The organism is Microbulbifer sp. YPW16 (genome assembly GCF_021290385.1).
Taxonomy (GTDB): Bacteria; Pseudomonadota; Gammaproteobacteria; order Pseudomonadales; family Cellvibrionaceae; genus Microbulbifer; species Microbulbifer zhoushanensis.
In genome coordinates this window covers 1295650-1314359 of record NZ_CP089928.1, presented here as the reverse complement: position 1 = coordinate 1314359, position 18710 = coordinate 1295650, and the positions used below count along the sequence as shown (strand labels likewise).

At 61.7% G+C, this 18710-nt stretch carries 13 protein-coding genes; 6 read left to right on the top strand and 7 right to left on the bottom strand.

Annotation, left to right across the window (positions count from 1 at the left end):
• Window positions 1-94: 94 nt before the first annotated feature.
• Window positions 95-1924, top strand: a complete 1830-nt coding sequence (locus tag LVE68_RS05695; protein WP_233006060.1) for a DUF885 domain-containing protein — start codon at window positions 95-97, stop codon at window positions 1922-1924.
• Between the two features lie 73 nt (window positions 1925-1997).
• Here LVE68_RS05695 and LVE68_RS05690 read toward each other — a convergent pair whose 3' ends face one another.
• Complete coding sequence (locus LVE68_RS05690) at window positions 1998-2747, bottom strand: 4'-phosphopantetheinyl transferase family protein (RefSeq protein ID WP_233006059.1); 750 nt, start codon at window positions 2745-2747, stop codon at window positions 1998-2000.
• 181 nt (window positions 2748-2928) lie between these two features.
• A complete protein-coding gene (locus LVE68_RS05685) occupies window positions 2929-3228 on the bottom strand; it encodes a DUF1540 domain-containing protein (protein WP_233006058.1) in 300 nt (99 codons plus the stop codon).
• Window positions 3229-3410: 182 nt separating this feature from the next.
• On the opposite strand from LVE68_RS05685, the gene LVE68_RS05680 reads away from it, so the two are divergent.
• Window positions 3411-6866: a hybrid sensor histidine kinase/response regulator gene (locus LVE68_RS05680; protein ID WP_233006057.1), complete on the top strand. Its 3456-nt coding sequence runs from the start codon at window positions 3411-3413 to the stop codon at window positions 6864-6866.
• Here LVE68_RS05680 and LVE68_RS05675 read toward each other — a convergent pair.
• Both LVE68_RS05675 and acs read right to left on the bottom strand, forming a co-directional pair.
• Window positions 6832-7542 (bottom strand): response regulator, encoded by a 711-nt coding sequence (locus LVE68_RS05675; protein WP_233006056.1) that lies wholly within the window; start codon window positions 7540-7542, stop codon window positions 6832-6834. The genes LVE68_RS05680 and LVE68_RS05675 overlap by 35 nt on opposite strands.
• A gap of 209 nt (window positions 7543-7751) precedes the next feature.
• Window positions 7752-9710: an acetate--CoA ligase gene (gene acs / locus LVE68_RS05670; protein WP_233006055.1), complete on the bottom strand. Its 1959-nt coding sequence runs from the start codon at window positions 9708-9710 to the stop codon at window positions 7752-7754.
• A 251-nt stretch (window positions 9711-9961) separates the two neighbouring features.
• On the opposite strand from acs, the gene LVE68_RS05665 reads away from it, so the two are divergent.
• The 3 genes from LVE68_RS05665 to LVE68_RS05655 are packed head-to-tail and all read left to right on the top strand — an operon-like array spanning window position 9962 to window position 13380.
• Window positions 9962-11293 (top strand): DcaP family trimeric outer membrane transporter, encoded by a 1332-nt coding sequence (locus tag LVE68_RS05665; protein ID WP_233006054.1) that lies wholly within the window; start codon window positions 9962-9964, stop codon window positions 11291-11293.
• Window positions 11294-11346: 53 nt separating this feature from the next.
• The gene (locus LVE68_RS05660) at window positions 11347-11664 is read left to right on the top strand and encodes a DUF4212 domain-containing protein (RefSeq protein ID WP_233006053.1); all 318 of its coding nucleotides are present in this window, start codon (window positions 11347-11349) and stop codon (window positions 11662-11664) included.
• Window positions 11665-11673: 9 nt separating this feature from the next.
• A complete protein-coding gene (locus tag LVE68_RS05655; RefSeq protein WP_233006052.1) occupies window positions 11674-13380 on the top strand; it encodes a sodium:solute symporter family protein in 1707 nt (568 codons plus the stop codon).
• A gap of 131 nt (window positions 13381-13511) precedes the next feature.
• Here LVE68_RS05655 and LVE68_RS05650 read toward each other — a convergent pair whose 3' ends face one another.
• The 3 genes from LVE68_RS05650 to LVE68_RS05640 form a co-directional block, all read right to left on the bottom strand.
• Window positions 13512-14027 carry a GNAT family N-acetyltransferase gene (locus LVE68_RS05650; protein WP_233006051.1) on the bottom strand — a complete coding sequence of 172 codons (516 nt, stop codon included), beginning with the start codon at window positions 14025-14027 and terminating at the stop codon, window positions 13512-13514.
• 49 nt (window positions 14028-14076) lie between these two features.
• Entirely contained in the window at window positions 14077-16065 is a 1989-nt protein-coding gene (locus LVE68_RS05645; RefSeq protein ID WP_233006050.1) for a BCCT family transporter, read from the bottom strand.
• 105 nt (window positions 16066-16170) lie between these two features.
• On the bottom strand, window positions 16171-18156 hold the full coding sequence (locus LVE68_RS05640) for a BCCT family transporter (RefSeq protein ID WP_233006049.1): 1986 nt from the start codon (window positions 18154-18156) through the stop codon (window positions 16171-16173).
• 116 nt (window positions 18157-18272) lie between these two features.
• On the opposite strand from LVE68_RS05640, the gene arfB reads away from it, so the two are divergent.
• Complete coding sequence (gene arfB / locus LVE68_RS05635; protein WP_233006048.1) at window positions 18273-18689, top strand: alternative ribosome rescue aminoacyl-tRNA hydrolase ArfB; 417 nt, start codon at window positions 18273-18275, stop codon at window positions 18687-18689.
• The last annotated feature ends 21 nt before the right edge of the window (window positions 18690-18710 follow it).

The following is an 18710-nucleotide window of genomic DNA, read 5'->3' as shown; positions in this document are numbered from 1 at the left end:
AAATAGGCGTGTCCTGATATACAAGACCTGGATCGCTACCGGCTGGCCCCTGTGCCGAATGCGTGGCTGATCGAAAAGAACAGAGAGCCTTACTGTGAAAATCCTGAAAATAATCGGCGGCAGCCTGCTGGCACTGGTAGTGGCCGCCGGCTCCCTGGCTGCCCATGAATGGTATGCCGAAAAACCTTTCTCATTCCGTGTCTTTGTCGATCGCCAGCTGGTGAAAGTCGCGTTCGACAGCCCGGAAATGCTCACCTCACTGGGTTTCCTGGAATCCCTCGGGATCAAGGGGCACAACGCGGAGCTGGACGAGATCAGCACGGCAAAAACCGAGGCCATGTTTGCGGACTTCCGCCAGTTCCGGAAGACGCTTGACCGCTATGAGGGCCTGGACGAACAGCAGCAACTGACCCGGGAAATTGCCATCTACCTGGCCGATATGGTGACCGAGGCGGAAAAGTTTCGCTATCACACCTACCCGGTCAACCAGCTGTTTGGCGTTCAGAACGGCTATCCCAGTTTTATGGAGGCCCAGCACCAGGTACACGAGTTGGAGGACGCGGAGAATTACCTTTCGCGCCTGGAGGCTGTGGAAACCAAATTCGCCCAGTTACTGGACGACCTCCGCATTCGCGAGGACCGCGGCATCATCCCGCCGCGCTTTGTGATTGAACGGGTACTCGACGAAATGCGTGGATTTGTGAAAGCGCCGGTGGAGGAGAATATTCTCTACACCTCACTGGCGAAAAAGATGGATGAGTCCACTGCCATCGCTCCCGCAGAGGCAGGTGCCATGCTCGAGAAGGCCGAAGCGCGGATCGAGTCCCATGTGTATCCCGCATACCAGGGATTGATCAGTTACTTCGCCAACCTGTCTGACCGCGCCGGCACCGACCATGGCTACTGGCACCTGCCGCAGGGGGAAGAGGCTTACCGGCTGGCCCTGAAGATGTTCACTACCACCGATTACAGCGCGGACGAAATTCACCGCCTTGGGCTGGCAGAAGTTGAGCGGATCCAGGGGCAAATACTGGAGATCCTGGCACAGCAGGGCATGGACACCTCCGACGGATTTACCGCGGCCATAGATGAGTTGAATGACCGTCCCGAATTTTATTACGAGGACAGCGATGCGGGGCGTCAGCAGATCCTGGCTGATTACCAGGAGATCCTGGATGAGATCAGTGCGGGCCTGGATGACGCTTTCCGCGTGCGTCCCCAGGCCGGGCTGGAGGTTGTCCGCATTCCCGAGTTCAAGGAAAAGACCGCGCCCGGTGCCTATTATCAACAGCCGGCACTGGATGGCAGCCGCCCGGGACGGTTTTTTGCCAACCTCTATGATATCGAGGCAACGCCAAAATTCGGAATGCGCACCCTGGCCTACCACGAGGGCATCCCCGGGCACCACTTCCAGATCGCGATTGCGCAGGAACTGGAAGGTATGCCGTTGTTGCGCCGTATGGCGCCGTTCACGGCCTACACCGAAGGCTGGGCGCTGTACGCCGAGCGGGTGGCCTGGGAGCTTGGTTTCCAGGACAACCCCTACGACAATGTCGGTCGCCTGGTAGCGGAGCTGTTCCGGGCGGTGCGCCTGGTGGTGGATACCGGCATTCACCAAAAGCGCTGGACGCGGGAGCAGGCGATAGAATATATGCTGGCAAATACGGGCATGGCAGAGAGCGATGTCACCGCGGAAATCGAGCGCTATATCGTCATGCCCGGCCAGGCGACAGCCTACAAGATCGGCATGATCAAGATCCTGGAATTGCGCGAGCAGGCCGAGCAACAGCTGGGTGATCGTTTTGATTTGCGCGACTTTCACGATGTGGTGCTGAAGAACGGCGCGGTGCCGCTGGATATTCTCGAGAAAATCGTGAACCGATATATCGCGGACACCCTGGCATCGGGCAGCGCAGCAGCCTGATCACTGGCCTCTTCCAGAACCGGGAGCCGGGGCAGCAGTTCCCGGTTCCGGTTTGGCATCCCGCACCCGGTGGCTAACCGGCTGGCCGGGATTCTGCACCATCGACCAGCCAGGTAAGGATGCCGCCGCCATGCCGACGGAAGCCGAGCCTGAATACCTGCCCCCGGTGTACTATTGCTGACAGGTCCCGCAGGGCTTCCAGTTGCAGCAGTCCTTTCGATGGGTAGGCAGTCGCCAGTCCCACATCGGTAAATTCAAAGTAGTCTCGCGCCAGCGGGTAGAGGGCTTTGAACAGGCTTTCCTTGGCCGAGAACAGCACAGTCGTTCCAAGCGCCGGGTCGCCGAATACTCTTGTCAGTTGCCCCGCCTCACCACCGGCGGTAATCGCTGCGAGCACTTCTGCGCACTGTCCCCGGGGGAGCACTGGCTCGTAGTCGATCCCGAGGATGGCAGGCGCAGGCGCAACGGTGCAGATTGCACGGCCGGCGTCGTGGGTGATGGAGCCGGTGAAACCCTCTGGCCACAGTGGTTGGCGCTGCTGACCCATGCCGACTGTGGTTTGCACGGATCCCAGGCGGCGCAGCAGGGTGCCGGCCAGGTAACGACCGGCGAGGAACTCAGCCCTGCGCCGGGGCACGGCTCTGGCGAGAGAGCGGGGAAAGGTGACCTGCAGGGTCTGGTAGAGCTGGTCATCGTAGGCCCCGGGGTCGAACCGGGTCTCGGCGCACAGCCCCGCCACGCCACTCAGGCCCGGCAACTCGACCGCTGTTATCGGGCCGGCAAATCGCCGTGATAGTTCGACCGGGTCGGCGGAATCCAGCATGCCTCAGCCATCCTTGCCATTTGCATTGAAGGTGTCCATATCCGCCAAGCGGCGGCTTTGACCACTGATTTCAACACAGATCCTGCGGAGGGGGAATTGCCTGCGGCGGAAGGGCCGCAGCGGCTGGGATGCAAGGTGCGGGTTTCCCACCCGGCCAGGTGGCCGGGTGGAATGGGGAGGTTCAGTGCCGGGCGCTGTAGGTCAGGCAATTGACCGAATTACCACTCTTGCCCACCTGGATACTGTCCGCGGAGCACTCGAAGTCATCGTTGTGGCTGCAGTCGGTCATCTTGCAGGCGCCGACCCCGGCGGTGCGGTCACTGTCGGTGTGCTGCGAGTTGTCGAAGAAGGTGTCACAGTCCGGATCCTGGCCATGGCCGATGGTAATGGCGCGGGCGTGGCAGGAATCATCGGTGTTGAAGGCGCACTGGGTGACAGCGCAGTTGGCGACTTCCGGCATATCGGTGGCAATTATCATCATGGCCTCGCTTGGCTGCTCCTGGGATGGATGGGGAGATATGTTGGAGACTAGCCCAGCGCCCGTGCTTGTCAACGGAACCCGGCGCCACCCTTGCGACCATCCGCTAATAGCGGGGGCCCCCGGGCTTCGGGTATAAAGGGAAAGATGTTTTAGGCGCACCCCTGTACTCGGTGGACTGAGATATGATCGGCAAACCCCTCCTGCTGTTGCTGGCCCTGGTATACGTGGCACTGCTGTTCGCGGTGGCATGGCGAGCAGACCGCCGGGGCAGTGGGAAGGGGCGCTACCGGCCACTGGTCTACGCCCTGGCGCTGGCGGTTTACTGCAGCTCCTGGACATTTTTCGGCGGGGTGGGCCAGTCGACAGCCAGTACCTGGAGCTACCTGCCCATTTACCTGGGGCCAATCCTGCTGTTCCTGTTTGGTGGATCCTTCCTGCGCCGGCTGCTGGTGGTTGGCGAGCGGCAGAAAGTCACCTCCATCGCCGATTTCATTGGCTCCCGCTATGGCAAGAGTCGCGGCCTGTCTGCGCTGGTGGCGCTGCTGGCAATCTTCGGGACTCTGCCCTATATCGCGCTGCAACTGCGCGCCGTCACCATGGCCTGGGATACGGTCGGCGGTGGTGCCGGCGGTGGCTTTGTGAACCTGGATACGGCCCTGGTCACCGCGCTGCTGATGGGGTTGTTCGCGGTGTTTTTCGGAACCCGCCACCTGGAGGGGCGCGAGCGCAACCGCGGTGTAGTGGCGGCGATCGCCCTGGAGTCGCTGGTGAAACTCCTGGCCTTCGCCGCAATCGGCGGGTTCGCCTGCTGGCTGCTGCTGGACGAGACGCTCGCGTCCGGCGCGGTGCTGGAGCGTCGCTGGGACCCTCTGGAACTGGATGCCGGTTTCCTCACCCAGACTTTACTGGCCACCGTCGCCATCATCTGCCTGCCGCGCCAGTTCCATATGGCGGTGGTGGAATACCAGGGACCCCGGGACCTGCAGGCCGCGCGCTGGTTGCTGCCGCTCTACCTGGTGCTGTTCTCGATCCTGATCCTGCCTATCGCCATGGCCGGCCAGCCGCTGCTTGCACAGGGACTGGCGCCGGATAGCCTGGTGCTGACCCTGCCCATGGCCGCCGACCAGGGCGCCCTGACCGCGCTCGTCTACCTGGGGGGCTTTTCCGCGGCCACCGGCATGGTGGTGGTGGCGGCGGTGACACTGGCGATCATGATTTCCAATGAGCTGGTGGGCCCGGTGTGGCTCTACCTGAGTCGCTATACACGGCTGTCCGCGGTTTCCTTCGGCAATTACCTGCGCCAGGTACGCGCTGCCAGCATCATGCTCCTGATGCTGATGGGCTGGGGGGTGCACCGCGCCATCACCGGACTGGATGCCCTGGCGCCCGTTGGCCTGCTGTCCTTTGCAGCCGCGGCGCAACTGGCCCCGGCACTGGTGGCGGGCCTCTACTGGCGGCGTGCCCATCGCAATGGCGTCTGGGCGGGCCTGTCCGCCGGCTATGCGCTCTGGTTCTACTGCCTGGTAGTGCCGGCGATCTTCCCCGGGGCGAGCCTGGTCGAGTCGGGCCCGCTGGGAATCAGTTGGCTGCGCCCGGAGCAGATGATGGGGCTCGCGGGACTGGACAGCCTGAGTCACGGTGTCTTCTGGAGCCTGCTGGCCAATATCTCGCTGTTTGTGCTGGTGTCAGGGCTGTGCCGGCAGGGCAAGCTCGATCGGCGCCAGGCGGAATTATTCGTGGGCAGCGGTGAAACGGTGCGGGATGAAAGTATCGAGCTGTCCCCCACCAGCATTCCCATGGGGCAGTTGCACAGCCTGATGAAGCCATTTGTCGGTGCCGGGCGCCTCGATGGGATATGGCGCGAGTTCGAGCAGCGTTCGGGACAGCGCCTGCTGCCCGACGACCAGGCCCCGCGATTTGCCGTGCGTGAGGCCGAAGGCGTCCTCGCCGGGGTGGTGGGTTCCGCCACCGCGCACCAGGTGGTGGAATTGCTGCGGCGCAACCGGCCCCTGAAAGTGGAGGATATCGCGCGCCTGGTGGACGGTGCCTCGGAGAAACTGCGTTTCAGCCAGGAGCTGCTGCAGACCACGGTCGAGACAATTAGCCAGGGAATCAGCGTGGTGGATGCGGAGCTGCGCCTGGTGGCCTGGAACCAGCAGTACATCGATTTGTTCGAGTATCCCCGGCGGTTGCTGTATATCGGTTGCCCGATCGAGCGCCTCTACCGCCACAACGCCGAGCGGGGACTCTACGGGGACAACCAGGGTGACCTGGATGCCCAGGTGGCGAGACGGTTGGACCTGTTGCGCCACGGCAGTGCCCACCGGTTCGAGCGCCGCCTGCCCAATGGCGTTATCGTCGAAGTGCGGGGTACGCCGATGCCGGGCGGTGGTTTCGTAAGCACCTTCACCGATATCAGCGATTACCGGGCGGCGGTGGATGCACTGGAGGAGAACCAGCGTACCCTGGAACAGCGGGTGGCGCAGCGCACTGCTGAACTGGCGGACCTCCATGCAGCCAAGTCCCGCTTCCTCGCCCACACCAGCCATGACCTGCTGCAGCCCATCAACGCGGCCCGGCTTTTTATCGCCTCGGCCCAGCAGAAAGCCGGGCGCCAGGACTGGCCAGAGGCCATGCACGATATCGCCGGTATCGACGGTGCCCTCAATTCCGCCGAGCAGTTGATCGGCGCCCTGCGGGAAATCAGCCGGCTGGACTCGGGCAAGCTGACGCCCAACCGCGAACATTTTCCGCTGGCCGAGTTGCTGGGGGGGCTGGCGACCGAGTTCGCGGCCATTGCCGCAGACCGCAACCTGCAGTTCCGGTATGTGGCCTGCAGCGCCTGGGTCTACAGTGACCGGCAGTTATTGCGGCGTATCCTGCAGAATTTCCTGGGTAATGCGCTGCATTACACCCGCCGCGGGCGCGTATTGCTCGGTGTGCGCCGCCGCGGCGGCGAGCTGGAGATCCAGGTCTGGGACACGGGGCCCGGTATTGCCCCGCAGGAGCAATCGCGGATATTCGACGAGTTCGTGCGCCTGTCGACGGCCGAGCGCGGTCCCGACAAGGGCCTGGGACTGGGGCTGGCAATTGCCAGCCGCAGTGCCAGCCTGCTGGGGCATGCCATTGACCTGCGCTCCACACCGGGCCGCGGCGCCATGTTTTCCATCCGGCTGCCCCTGGGGAGTGTCTCGACTGGTCGCCGGCCCGGGCGGGAGCCGGGCGCCAGCGCCGGGCCCGGCGGACTTGGGGGGCTGCGGGTGCTGTGTATCGATAACGAGGATGCGATAGTGCGGGGCATGCAGAGCCTGCTTGAGGGCTGGGGCTGCCGGGTATCTGTAGCCCATTCCCTGGAGGCGGCGTTTTCCATCAGTGCGGCGTCCCCGCCTCCGGAGCTGGTAATTGTCGATTATCACCTGGATAACGATGAAACCGGCGTGGACGCTTTCGAGGGACTGGTCGAGGTATGGGGGGAGCGCGTGCCGGGGATACTGATCAGCGCTGATATTTCGGGACAGGTGCGAGACAGCGCGCGGGTTGCCGGGTTGCACTACCTGCCCAAGCCGGCAAAGCCGGCGGCGTTGCGTAACCTGGTACGGCGGGTCAGGCGGGCTCAGGTTGCCGAGGAGGTGGATTGAACTGGCCCGGCTGCTCGACGTCCAGGCTGTTGAGGGCCAGCACCGCCTGGGTCCGCGAATTGACGCCCAGCTTGCGGAACAGCGCGGTCAGGTGTGCCTTCACCGTCGCCTCGGTTACATTCATCTCGTAGGCGATCTGCTTGTTGAGCAGGCCCTCTCCGAGCATGGTGGCGACGCGGAACTGCTGGGGGGTCAGCGCGGCAACCACATCCGCTACCGCGTCGCTGTCCGATTCCTGCCTTGCGCACAGACTGGAAATCCCCTCGGGCAGCCAAATCTCGCCGGCAAGCACCTCCCCGATGGCCTCGGCAATGGTCTCTACCGGGGCTGACTTGGGCAGGAAACCGCAGGCACCGTAGTCGATCGACCGGCACATCACCTCCGGCTTCTCATTGGCGGACACCACCATGACCGGCAACTGCGGGTACTGCCCGGCCAGGAAGGCCAGGCCACTGAAGCCATGTGCCCCCGGCATATGCAGGTCGAGCAGCAGCAGGTCGCAGTCGCCGTGCCCGGCCACACATGCCTGCAGGGATTCCATATCGTGCGCCTCGTGCAGCTCCGCTTCGGGGAAGATCTGGCGGATGGACTGGCGCAGCGCACTGCGGAACAGTGGGTGGTCATCGGCGACGATAAACTGGCGCCTGTGCCGATGGGAATCGGATTGAATGCCCATAACTCCCTCATCATCGTGCGGGCTCTCGCGGAGCCCTTTGTCATTTTCATTATTGTAACGCCGGGTGCGGCTCAGTTTACGACGGGACGGGGTCTGTTGGCTCGGTTATCTGTGAATGTGACACTCCTGGTGGCCATAGCCAATTGCCCGCACCGGCGCCGTGAGGGCCGGTACAGGCGTCAGGGGCAACGGGGCCGCCGGGCCACTCCTCAGGCCGGTTCGGCCAGTTGCGCGTGGTTCTCGATCAGCTGCTCCACTACTCCCGGGTCCGCCAGCGTGGAAATATCCCCCAGCTGGTCGCACTCGTCAGCGGCGATCTTGCGCAGGATCCGCCGCATAATCTTGCCGGACCGGGTCTTTGGCAGCCCGGGCGCCCACTGGATGATATCCGGTGTCGCGATGGGGCCGATCTCTCGGCGCAGCCAGTCACGCAGGGCTATGCGCATCTTCTCATCCGGCTCCACATCACTGTTCAGGGTTACGTATACGTAGATGCCCTGGCCCTTGATGTCATGGGGGAAACCCACCACCGCGGCCTCTGCCACAGCGGGATGGGCCACCAGTGCGCTCTCGATTTCCGCGGTGCCCATGCGGTGGCCCGAGACATTCAGCACGTCGTCCACGCGGCCGGTGATCCAGTAATAGTCGTCTGCATCCCGCCGGGCGCCGTCGCCGGTGAAGTACATTCCCGGGAAGGTGCTGAAGTAGGTATCGACAAAGCGCTGGTGATCCCCGAACACGGTGCGCATCTGCCCCGGCCAGCTGTCCAGCATCACCAGGTTGCCCTCGGCAGCCCCTTCCAGGATGTTGCCATCGTTGTCCACCAGCGCTGGGCGGATGCCAAAGAAGGGGCGGGTGGCGGAGCCGGGCTTCAATGCCGTGGCACCGGGCAGGGGCGTCAGCAGGGCGGCGCCGGTTTCCGTCTGCCACCAGGTATCCACAATCGGGCATTTGCCGCGGCCGAAGCTGCGGTGGTACCAGCGCCAGGCCTCGGGGTTGATAGGTTCGCCCACGGTCCCCAGGAGTCGCAGGGAGGAGAGGTCGGCGCCCTCCGTGGGCCTGTCACCCTCGGCCATCAGGGCGCGGATGGCAGTGGGGGCAATGTACAGGATATTGATCCGGTGCTCGTCGATTACCTGCGCCACGCGGCGTACATCCGGGTAATTGGGGACGCCCTCGTACATCACCGTGGTGGCGCCGTTGGCCAGCGGCCCGTAGATAATGTAGGTGTGGCCGGTGACCCAGCCGATATCCGCGGCGCACCAGTAGCGCTCGCCGGGACGGTAGTCGAATACATATTCGTGGGTCAGGGACGCATAGGTGAGGTATCCGCCGCTGGTGTGCAGGACCCCCTTGGGCTTGCCGGTGGAACCGGAGGTATAGAGGATAAACAGCGGGTCCTCAGCGCCCATTTCCTCGGCCGGGCATTCGTCGTTCTGTGCCGCCAGCAGCTCTCCATAGTCCACGTCCCGGCCGGGCACCATGTCCACCGGGTCGTCGGTGTAGTTCACCACCACCGCTGTTTCCACAGTGGTTTCCCGGCACAGGTCGATGGCCCGATCCACGTTCTCCTTCAGCACCACTGAGCGGCCACCGCGCCGGCCGGCATTGGCCGTGACAATCACCCGCGACTGGCCGTCGTCCATACGCCCTGCCAGCGCTTCAGGGGAGAAGCCGGCGAAGACCACCGAGTGGACCGCGCCGATCCGGGCACAGGCGAGCATGGCCACCGCCGCCTGCGGGATCATCGGCATGTAGATGGTGACCACATCCCCGCGCCTTACCCCCAGGGACTTCAGGCCGTTGGCGAAGCGGCATACCTCATTGTGCAGTTCCCGGTAGCTGATCTCACGGCTGTTGCCGGGCTCATCGCCAACCCACAGGATGGCGGTATCGTCGCCGCGCGTGGCCAGGTGGCGGTCCAGGCAGTTTGCGGCCACGTTCAAGGTGCCGTCGGCGAACCAGCGGATGTGCAGGTCATCGCGGGCAAAGGAGACATCCTTTACCTGCGTGAACGGCTTCATCCAGTCGAGCCGCCGGGCCTGTTCGCGCCAGAAGCCCTCGCTGTCCTCGATCGAGCGCCGGTACATTTCGAAGTAGCCCTGTTCATCCAGCAGGGTCCTGCCGGCATAGGAATCGGGTACGGGGTAGAGCGTTGGTTCTGTCATCTTGCGCTGCCTCGCTGGGTTCAATGATGGGAATATTCTGGATTGCATCGAATTCTGTCACCGGGGCGCACATCGGCGTATTAGACAAACGTCGAAACCCGGGGAAAATATAAAGGAAGGGCCTGATCCCAACTTAGACATTGGTCTAATTCGGTGGGTGACTTAGACCAATGGTTAATACCCTCTGTCGCCAGGACAGGGTTTGATTGCGAACGGTAGCCGTCCATTCAAACAGCGATGAGGGAGAGGTTATGACCATAACAACACGGAAAATCATGGCTCGCCTCTCGGCGGGCATTCTTGTCTCCTCTGCCGGTGGCCTTGCCAGTGCCGCAGCGGAACCCCCGACCAACGAGGAACTGCAGCTGCGCATCCAGGAGCTGCAGGCGCAGGTGCAGAACCTGGCAGAAGAGGCGCAAGCGGCCCGGCAGCGCCAGGCTGTGGATATAGCGGAAGATCCCGAACCCACGCGTCCTGCGGACGGCGAAACCGAGCTGCAGTTCGGCGGATTCGTCAAGCTCGACAGCGCCGTCAGCGACTACTCCGACGGCGACTCGGCCACGGCGGGTATCGGTGAGGACTTCCTGGTGCCATCCACCATTCCGATCGGGGGAGAGGGCGGGGAGGCCAAGTACCATGCCCATGCCAAGTCGACCCGGCTGTTCGTGAAGACCCGCACCAGGTTCGGTACGGGCCAGGTAAACACCCACCTGGAAATCGACGCCATGGGCAGTGCCCAGGGCGACGAGCGTATCAGTAACTCCTATTCCCAGCGCCTGCGCCACGCCTATGTGGACTGGGATATCGACGGCAGGCGCTCACTGCTGGCGGGGCAGACCTGGTCCACCTTCTTCAATGTGGGGGCCCTGCCGGAGGGCATGGACTTTGTCGGCCCGGTGGGCACCATCTTCGAGCGCCAGCCGCAGCTGCGCTACACCCACAGTATCGGAGACGGCAGCCTGCAGCTGGCGGCAGAGAACCCGGCCACCACACTCTACAACGGCACCGAGAACCCCTACGACGACAACAGTACGCCGGATGTGGTGTTGCGTTATAACAACAACGCCGGTGGATTGAATTACTCGATTGCCTCAATGAGCCGTGAACTGGCCTACGAAAATGCGGTGGGCCAGGAGTCGCGCCGGGGCTACGCCATCAGCCTGTCGGGCAAGTATCCGCTCGGGGCCGACGACATCCGCTTTATGTACAGCTACGGCAACGCCCTCGGGCGGTATATGGGCCTGAACGGCTACCGCGCGGGAATTATCGATGCGGATGGTGATATCGAGCTGATCGACCAGTCCGGCGGTTTTGTTGCGCTGCGGCATTTCTGGAGTGAGCGGTGGCGCTCCAACCTGGTGCTTTCCATGACCAGTGCTGACAATCCCGACTTTGTGGGGGACACCACTGCCTCGGAGTATCGCAGCGCCCACCTGAACCTGCTCTATTCACCGTTGCCCGGAATGACCCTTGGCGGTGAGTACATCTTTGCCAGCAAGCAGGTGGAAAACGCCAGCGGGACCCTGGTCGACGATGAGGGTGACTTGCAAAGGCTGCAATTTTCCGTCAAGTATGGGTTCTGAGGCATAAGCCCCATGTACCCGGAAAGCGATAACAATAAACCTGGAGATCAATCATGAGCTTTGAAAGCGAACAGCATGCAGAGGATTACTGGAAAGAAAACCTGCGCATGATGCTCACCCTGCTGAGTATCTGGTTTGCGGTGTCCTTCGGCTGTGGAATCCTGTTTGTCGATGAGTTGAATGCAATCCGCCTCGGCGGCTTCAAGCTCGGCTTCTGGTTCGCCCAGCAGGGTGCCATTTACGTATTCCTGGCGCTGATCGTTGTCTATGTGGTCAAGATGAACAAGCTCGACCGCAAGTACAACGTGCACGAGGATCACGAGGAACCGGAAGAATTCGAGGAAGCCCTCGAAGAAGAGTTCACACACTAGGAGCGGGTCATGGATATTCAAACTCTCACTTTCATTATCGTGGGGCTGACCTTTGCCGTGTATATCGGCATTGCCATCTGGTCCCGGGCCGGCTCCACCCACGATTTCTACGTCGCCAGCGGCGGTGTCAACCCGGTTGCCAATGGCATGGCCACGGCGGCCGACTGGATGTCAGCGGCTTCGTTTATTTCCATGGCTGGGCTGATCAGCTTTATGGGCTACGACGGTGCCGTCTACCTGATGGGCTGGACCGGTGGCTACGTATTGCTGGCACTGTGTCTGGCTCCGTACCTGCGTAAGTTCGGCAAGTTTACCGTGCCGGCATTTATCGGCGACCGCTACTATTCCAATACCGCGCGAACCGTGGCGGTCATCTGTGCGGTATTCGTCTGCTTTACCTACGTGGCGGGCCAGATGCGTGGTGTCGGGGTGGTGTTCTCCCGCTTTCTTGAGGTGGACATCACCGCCGGTGTGATCATCGGCATGGCGATCGTGTTCTTCTATGCCGTTCTCGGCGGCATGAAGGGCATCACCTACACCCAGGTGGCCCAGTACTGCGTACTGATCTGTGCCTACCTGGTGCCGGCGATCTTTATCTCCATCATGATGACCGGCCACGTTATTCCCCAGATCGGTTTTGGCGCCGAGCTGAATGACGGCTCGGGGACTTACCTGCTGGATAAGCTCGATGGCCTGTCGACGGAGCTGGGCTTTGCCGAGTACACCTCGGGGACCAAGAGCACCATCGATGTCTTCTTTATCACTGCGGCGCTGATGGTGGGTACTGCCGGGCTGCCGCATGTGATAGTGCGTTTCTTTACGGTTCCCAAGGTGCGCGATGCGCGCAAGTCCGCCGGCTGGGCACTGCTTTTTATCGCCCTGCTGTACACCACCGCGCCGGCCATCGCCACCTTTGCGCGGGTCAATATGATCGACACCATCAATGGTCCGGAAGCGCAGGGTACCGCCTACGAGGAGGCCCCGAGCTGGATCAGTAACTGGGAGAGTACCGGCCTGATCAGCTGGGAGGACAAGAATGGCGATGGCAAGATGTTCTACTCCGGCGATGAGCGCAACGAGATGAACATCGATCGCGACATCATGGTCCTGGCCAACCCGGAAATTGCGGACCTGCCCGCCTGGGTAATTGCGCTGGTGGCCGCCGGTGGTATCGCCGCCGCGCTGTCCACTTCTGCGGGCCTGTTGCTGGTGATCTCCACGTCGATCTCCCACGACCTGCTCAAGCGCAACCTGATGCCCAATATCTCGGACAAACAGGAATTGATGTACGCGCGGATTGCCTCGGGGGTGGCCGTCTGTATTGCCGGCTACCTGGGTATCAATCCACCGGGCTTCGTGGCGCAGGTGGTGGCCTTTGCCTTCGGGCTTGCGGCATCGTCGTTCTTCCCGGCGATTATCCTGGGCATCTTCAGCAAGCGGATGAACAAGGAAGGGGCGATTGCCGGCATGGTTTCCGGTATTAGCTTTACCGCGGCCTATATCATCTACTTCAAGTTCATTAACCCGGCGGGCAATATCCCGGAGAACTGGTGGTTTGGTATCTCACCGGAGGGCATTGGTACCCTGGGTATGCTGTTGAATTTCGCAGTGGCTATCACAGTTGCCCGCTTTACCGCCGATGCACCCAGGGATGTGCAGGCCATGGTTGCGGATATTCGCTTCCCGAAAGGAGCTGGTGCCGCAAGCGCTCATTGATAACGCGCCCGGGTGAGTGGGCCGGTAACCGGCCCACTCAATCCAATCCCACTTCTCTTCACCATCCATGGCGGGCCCGGGATACTTCCGATAAAGGCCCGCTTTTTTGTGTGCCTGCAATACCCGCTGGCCTAGGTGCCGGGTTTCCGCCACTCCATGACCAGCACTTCCTGGTCCTCCCCGGGATAGAGTGTCTTCCCGAGCGGTTGCAGGCCGAGTCTTTCCAGCAGGCGGATGGAAGGCCCGTTATCCGGGTTGACGATGCCTTTTATCACGGCTAGCCCGAGCTTGTTGCGGGCGAGTTCGATTACTGCCCTAGCTGCTTCCTGGGCATACCCCTGGCCACGATACGCTGGCAGGAAGGCGAAGCCGATATCCGGGTAATCGAGCCATTGCCGTTTTACCAGCCCGCACATGCCGATATCCGTGCCGTCGCGCAGCATGACCCGGTACATGCCAAAGCTGTTCTGGCAATAGGAGGGCAGCAGCGTCTCCCGCAGGTATCCGCGAGCCTGGTCGGCGGTACGGATCCCACGGTCGGCGACGTTGCGGATAAAGTCCGGGTCGTTGAGGACGGCGAGGACCGGGGTGGTGTCGTCTCCGGTAAACTCGCTGAGTAACAGCCTGTCAGTCTCGAGAATAACCATGTGGGGCTCCCTTGAAAGGAAGCCATTCTGCACGAGCAGGGGACGCCTGTCAGCGCAGGGTGTGCAGGAACTGCAGGTGGCGCTCGTACTGGGACAGCACATCGGTCAGCAGCTGGTCGCGGGTCCAGCCCATCACGTCGTAATCCTGGCCGCCCTCACGCAGGTGGACCTCGGCCCGGAAGTACTTGTCGGGGGAACCGTCGTCGTGACTGTCGTCTAGCTCCGCGTCCGGGTTGCCGGCATTGGGCTTCAGGTGCGCCTTGGGGTGGATACTATAGAGGAAGTCCAGCTCCTCCCCCTGCATCACCTCCAGCTGCACGACCGCGTTGTCGAGTTCCGAGACCTGCGCGGAGAAACCGTTTTTCTCCATCTGCGTGGCAAAGTCCTGCAGAGCCGGGCGGCCTACCTCGGCGATATATTCGTGCACCTCGCGCAGGGAGGGGAGCTGCACCAGGTTTTTCAGGCGACGCTCCCATGACACCGGGTTCCGGGCGCTGACCGGGGCAACCGGTGCGCTCTGGGCGTCGCGTTTGGCGGTATCGGTGCGCAGAGCCTTGATCAACCCATAAAGGGCCACCAGCAATATCAGCGAGAAGGGCAGGGCGCTGGTGATGGCCGCAGTCTGCAATGAGGCGAGGCCGCCTGCCAGCAGCAGGGCAATGGCGACCACACCGATAATGCCGGCCCAGAAGATCCGCTGCCATACCGGGGTGTCGTCGCGGCCGTGGGATGAGAGCATATTCATTACCAGGGCGCCGGAATCGGCCGAGGTGACGAAAAAGATCACCACCAGGATGATGGCCAGCATCGACAGGAAACCGGACATGGGGAACTGCTCGAGGAACTGGAACAGTGCCAGTGACTGGTCTTTCTGGATCGTGTCGGCCAGCGACTGCAGCCCTTCATCCCGGATCATGCGAATGGCTGAATTGCCGAATACCGTGAGCCAGATGATGGTAATCAGGGTGGGCATCAGCAGGGTGCCGATGGCGAACTCGCGAATGGTGCGCCCGCGCGATATACGGGCAATAAACAGCCCCACAAAGGGCGACCAGGACATACACCAGCCCCAGTAGAAGATGGTCCAGCCACCGATCCAGTCGGTGGGAGCATAGGCGTAGAGATTGAAGGTGCGGTTGACCAGCACTGATAGGTAGCTGCCGACATTCTGGACGAATGCCTGCAGCAGGTAGACGGTGCTGCCCAGGACCAGCACGGTGACCATCAGGATAGCGGCCAGGCCCATATTCAGCTGCGAGAGGCGCTTGATACCGGCATCCAGTCCCACCACCACGGAGATCGTCGCCAGCGCGGTGGTCACCACGATCAGGATGACCTGCACACCTTCCCCGACCGGCACACCGAACAGGTGGTTGAGGCCGGAGTTCATCTGCAGCACGCCGAAGCCCAGGGTAGTGGCCACACCGCAGACAGTACTGACAATCGCAAATATATCGACGGCGTGGCCAATGGGCCCGTGGATACGCTCGCCGATCATGGGGTAGAGGGCCGAGCGGAGTGTCAGGGGCAGGTTATGGCGATAGCTGAAGTAGCCAAGGATCAGTGCCACGCCGGCAAAAATTGCCCAGACGTGCAGGCCCCAGTGGAAAATACTGAGCACCAGTGCCTGCCGCGCCGCCTCGACAGTGCCGGTGTCGGCATCCGGTGGGTTTAGGTAGTGCATCACTGGTTCGGCCACCCCGAAGAACAGCAGGCCGATGCCGATACCGGCGGAAAAAAGCATTGCCAGCCAGGAGGTGAACCCGTATTCCGGCTTGGCGTGTTCGGGCCCCAGCTTGATATCCCCGAGGCGGGAGACGCCCAGTACTACCACGGTGATCAGCAGGATGGCGACAATCAGGACGTAGTACCAGCCCATGTAGTCGACAATGGCGACCTGCATGGCCTTGAAGCGTTCGGTTGCATCATCGGGGAAAAAGACCGCGTAGGCCACCAGCAACAGCAGTATGCCGGTAGAGGTATAGAACACCGGGGGATCGAAGCGGGCCTTGCCCTCATCGGTGGTGCGGAGCTTCATAAACGTCAACCGGATGTGAAACTGTCTGCCAGCCCCCGGGCCGGGGGCCGGACATCATCTTTCCAGCATAGTCCGGGGACGCTCCGTCACGCCCCGTGGCTCCCGCTAGCGCAGGGTATGCAGGAACTGCAGGTGGCGCTCGTATTGCGACACCATGTCAGTCAGCAGCTGATCCCTGGTCCAGCCCATGACATCGTAGTCCTGGCCGCCTTCGTAGAGGTGGACCTCGGCACGGAAATAGGTGTCCGGGGAGCCGTCATCCAGGGTATCGTCCAGCACCTTGTCCGCGTTGGTGGCATCGGGCTTGAGTGTGGCCTTGGGGTGCAGCCCGTAAACGAAGCTGGTTTCTTCACCCTGGTGAACCTCAATCTGCACCCACTCGTTCTCGCCCTCGGTAACCGTGGCCTCGTAACCATTTTTCTTCATCTCTTCCGCGAATTCGTGCAGGGCAGGCTTGCCGGTTTCCCGGATAAACTCGCGCACTTCCTCCAGCGATGGCAGCTGCAAGGCATTTTTCAGGCGACGCTGCCATACCACGGGGTTGCGTGCACTGATCGGGGAGACCGGTGCCGACTGGGTAATGCGCTTGACTGTATCGGTGCGCAGACCGGCAACGAGCCCGTAAATGGCCACCATCAGGATTACCGAGAACGGCAGTGCACTGGCGATTACTGCTGTCTGCAGTGAACCCAGGCCACCGGCGAGCAGCAAGGCGACCGCCACTGCGCCGATCAGGAAACACCAGAAAATCCGTTGCCATACCGGGGTATCGTCACGCCCATGGGAGGAGAGCATATTCACCACCAGCGCGCCGGAATCAGCGGATGTAACGAAAAACACCACGACCATGATCACGGCCACAAAGGAGAACACGCCGGAAAAAGGGAACTGCTCCAGGAACTGGAACAGTGCCACCGACTGGTCCTTTGCAACCACTTCGCCCAGCTGGGTAAGCCCCTCGTCCAGGATCATGTGGATCGCCGAGTTGCCGAAAAAAGTCATCCACAGGAGGGTTACCGCGGCGGGCACCAGCATCGCTCCCACGACAAACTCACGGATCGTGCGACCACGGGAAATCCGCGCAATAAACAGACCCACAAAGGGGGACCAGGACATCCACCAGCCCCAGTAGAGAATAGTCCAGCCGCCGAGCCAGTCGGTGGGGTTGTAGGCGTAGAGGTTGAAGGTCTTGCTCACGATCACCGACAGGTAGCTGCCGAAGTTCTGCACAAAGGCCTGGAGCAGGTAGACGGTGCTGCCCAGCAGCAGCACCATCACCAACAGGATGCCGGCCAGGGTCATGTTCAGCTGCGACAGGCGCTTGATGCCCGCATCCAGGCCCATTACCACCGATATGGTGGCCAGGATGGTGGTCACAATGATAAGAATGACCTGGACGCCGCTGCCCACCGGTATGCCGAAGAGGTGATTCAGGCCGGAATTGATCTGCAGGACGCCGTAGCCAAGTGTTGTGGCCACACCACAGACCGTGCCGACAATGGCAAAAACATCCACCGCGTGGCCGATCGGGCCATGGATGCGTTCACCGATCATCGGGTAGAGAGCGGAGCGCAGCGTGAGCGGCAGGTTATGGCGATAGCTGAAATACGCCAGGATCATGGCCACGATGGCGTAGATGGCCCAGGCGTGGAAACCCCAGTGGAAAAAGGTCAGCACCATGGCTTCGCGAGCTGCCTCAACCGTACCGGTGCCTCCCACCGGGGGGTTCAGGTAGTGCATGACCGGTTCGGCAACGCCGAAGAACAGGAGGCCGATACCCATACCGGCGGAGAAGAGCATCGCGAACCAGGAGCCAAACCCGTAATCGGGCTCGATATGTTCCGGTCCCAGCTTGATTTCCCCGAGCTTGGAGAGGCCGATTACGATCACACTGACCAGGATGATCGCTACCACCATGACGTAATACCAGCTCATGTTGGTGACGATCCATGCCTGGACATCCTTGAACAGGGAGGTCGCATTATCCGGGAAGAAAACCGCATAGGCGACAAGGAGCAGTAGCACGGCGGTGGCAGTGTAGAATACCGGCGGGTCATAATGCCCCTGGGTCCGGGGTTTGTTTTCGGTCATAGTGCGGATACCACCTTACGTTGCCGACACATTGAAAGGTTAAATTTTGCGCCCGCCGCTCTCAGCATAGACAATAAAACTATTTATTAAGGCGCCTTATAAGAAACAAGTCTGACATGTTAAAAGTTTCTAGCAAAATCGCGATTCCGCTCGAGGAAATTGACATGCACGCTGTGCGCTCGCAGGGCGCGGGTGGGCAGAATGTCAACAAGGTGGCCAGTGCCATTCACCTGCGCTTTGATATCCGTGCCTCCTCGCTGTCGGAAGAAGTCAAGGAGCGCCTGCTGAACCTGCAGGACCAGCGCATCACCGCTGATGGGGTCATCGTGATCAAGGCCCAGCGCTTCCGTACCCAGGAGAAAAACCGCGCGGATGTGCTGGAGAGACTGGCGGCGCTGGTCGGGAAAGCGACGCGACGGCGCAAGAAGCGCCTGGCGACCAGGCCGACCCGTGCGTCGAAAGAGCGCCGCCTGAAGCAGAAGACCCGTCGCGGGCAGGTGAAGTCACTGCGCGGGAAAGTAAGTGATCACTGACGGTCGGGGCGACTACATTGA

Excerpts from the sequence above, each read along its gene's own strand:
- LVE68_RS05655 (WP_233006052.1), top strand. The coding sequence starts at position 11,674 with ATGGATATTCAAACTCTCACTTTCATTATCGTGGGGCTGACCTTTGCC.
- LVE68_RS05685 (WP_233006058.1), bottom strand. The coding sequence starts at position 3,228 with ATGATGATAATTGCCACCGATATGCCGGAAGTCGCCAACTGCGCTGTC.
- acs (WP_233006055.1), bottom strand. The coding sequence starts at position 9,710 with ATGACAGAACCAACGCTCTACCCCGTACCCGATTCCTATGCCGGCAGG.
- LVE68_RS05680 (WP_233006057.1), top strand. The coding sequence starts at position 3,411 with ATGATCGGCAAACCCCTCCTGCTGTTGCTGGCCCTGGTATACGTGGCA.
- LVE68_RS05640 (WP_233006049.1), bottom strand. The coding sequence starts at position 18,156 with ATGACCGAAAACAAACCCCGGACCCAGGGGCATTATGACCCGCCGGTA.
- LVE68_RS05650 (WP_233006051.1), bottom strand. The coding sequence starts at position 14,027 with ATGGTTATTCTCGAGACTGACAGGCTGTTACTCAGCGAGTTTACCGGA.
- arfB (WP_233006048.1), top strand. The coding sequence starts at position 18,273 with ATGTTAAAAGTTTCTAGCAAAATCGCGATTCCGCTCGAGGAAATTGAC.
- LVE68_RS05665 (WP_233006054.1), top strand. The coding sequence starts at position 9,962 with ATGACCATAACAACACGGAAAATCATGGCTCGCCTCTCGGCGGGCATT.
- LVE68_RS05660 (WP_233006053.1), top strand. The coding sequence starts at position 11,347 with ATGAGCTTTGAAAGCGAACAGCATGCAGAGGATTACTGGAAAGAAAAC.
- LVE68_RS05690 (WP_233006059.1), bottom strand. The coding sequence starts at position 2,747 with ATGCTGGATTCCGCCGACCCGGTCGAACTATCACGGCGATTTGCCGGC.
- LVE68_RS05645 (WP_233006050.1), bottom strand. The coding sequence starts at position 16,065 with ATGAAGCTCCGCACCACCGATGAGGGCAAGGCCCGCTTCGATCCCCCG.
- LVE68_RS05675 (WP_233006056.1), bottom strand. The coding sequence starts at position 7,542 with ATGGGCATTCAATCCGATTCCCATCGGCACAGGCGCCAGTTTATCGTC.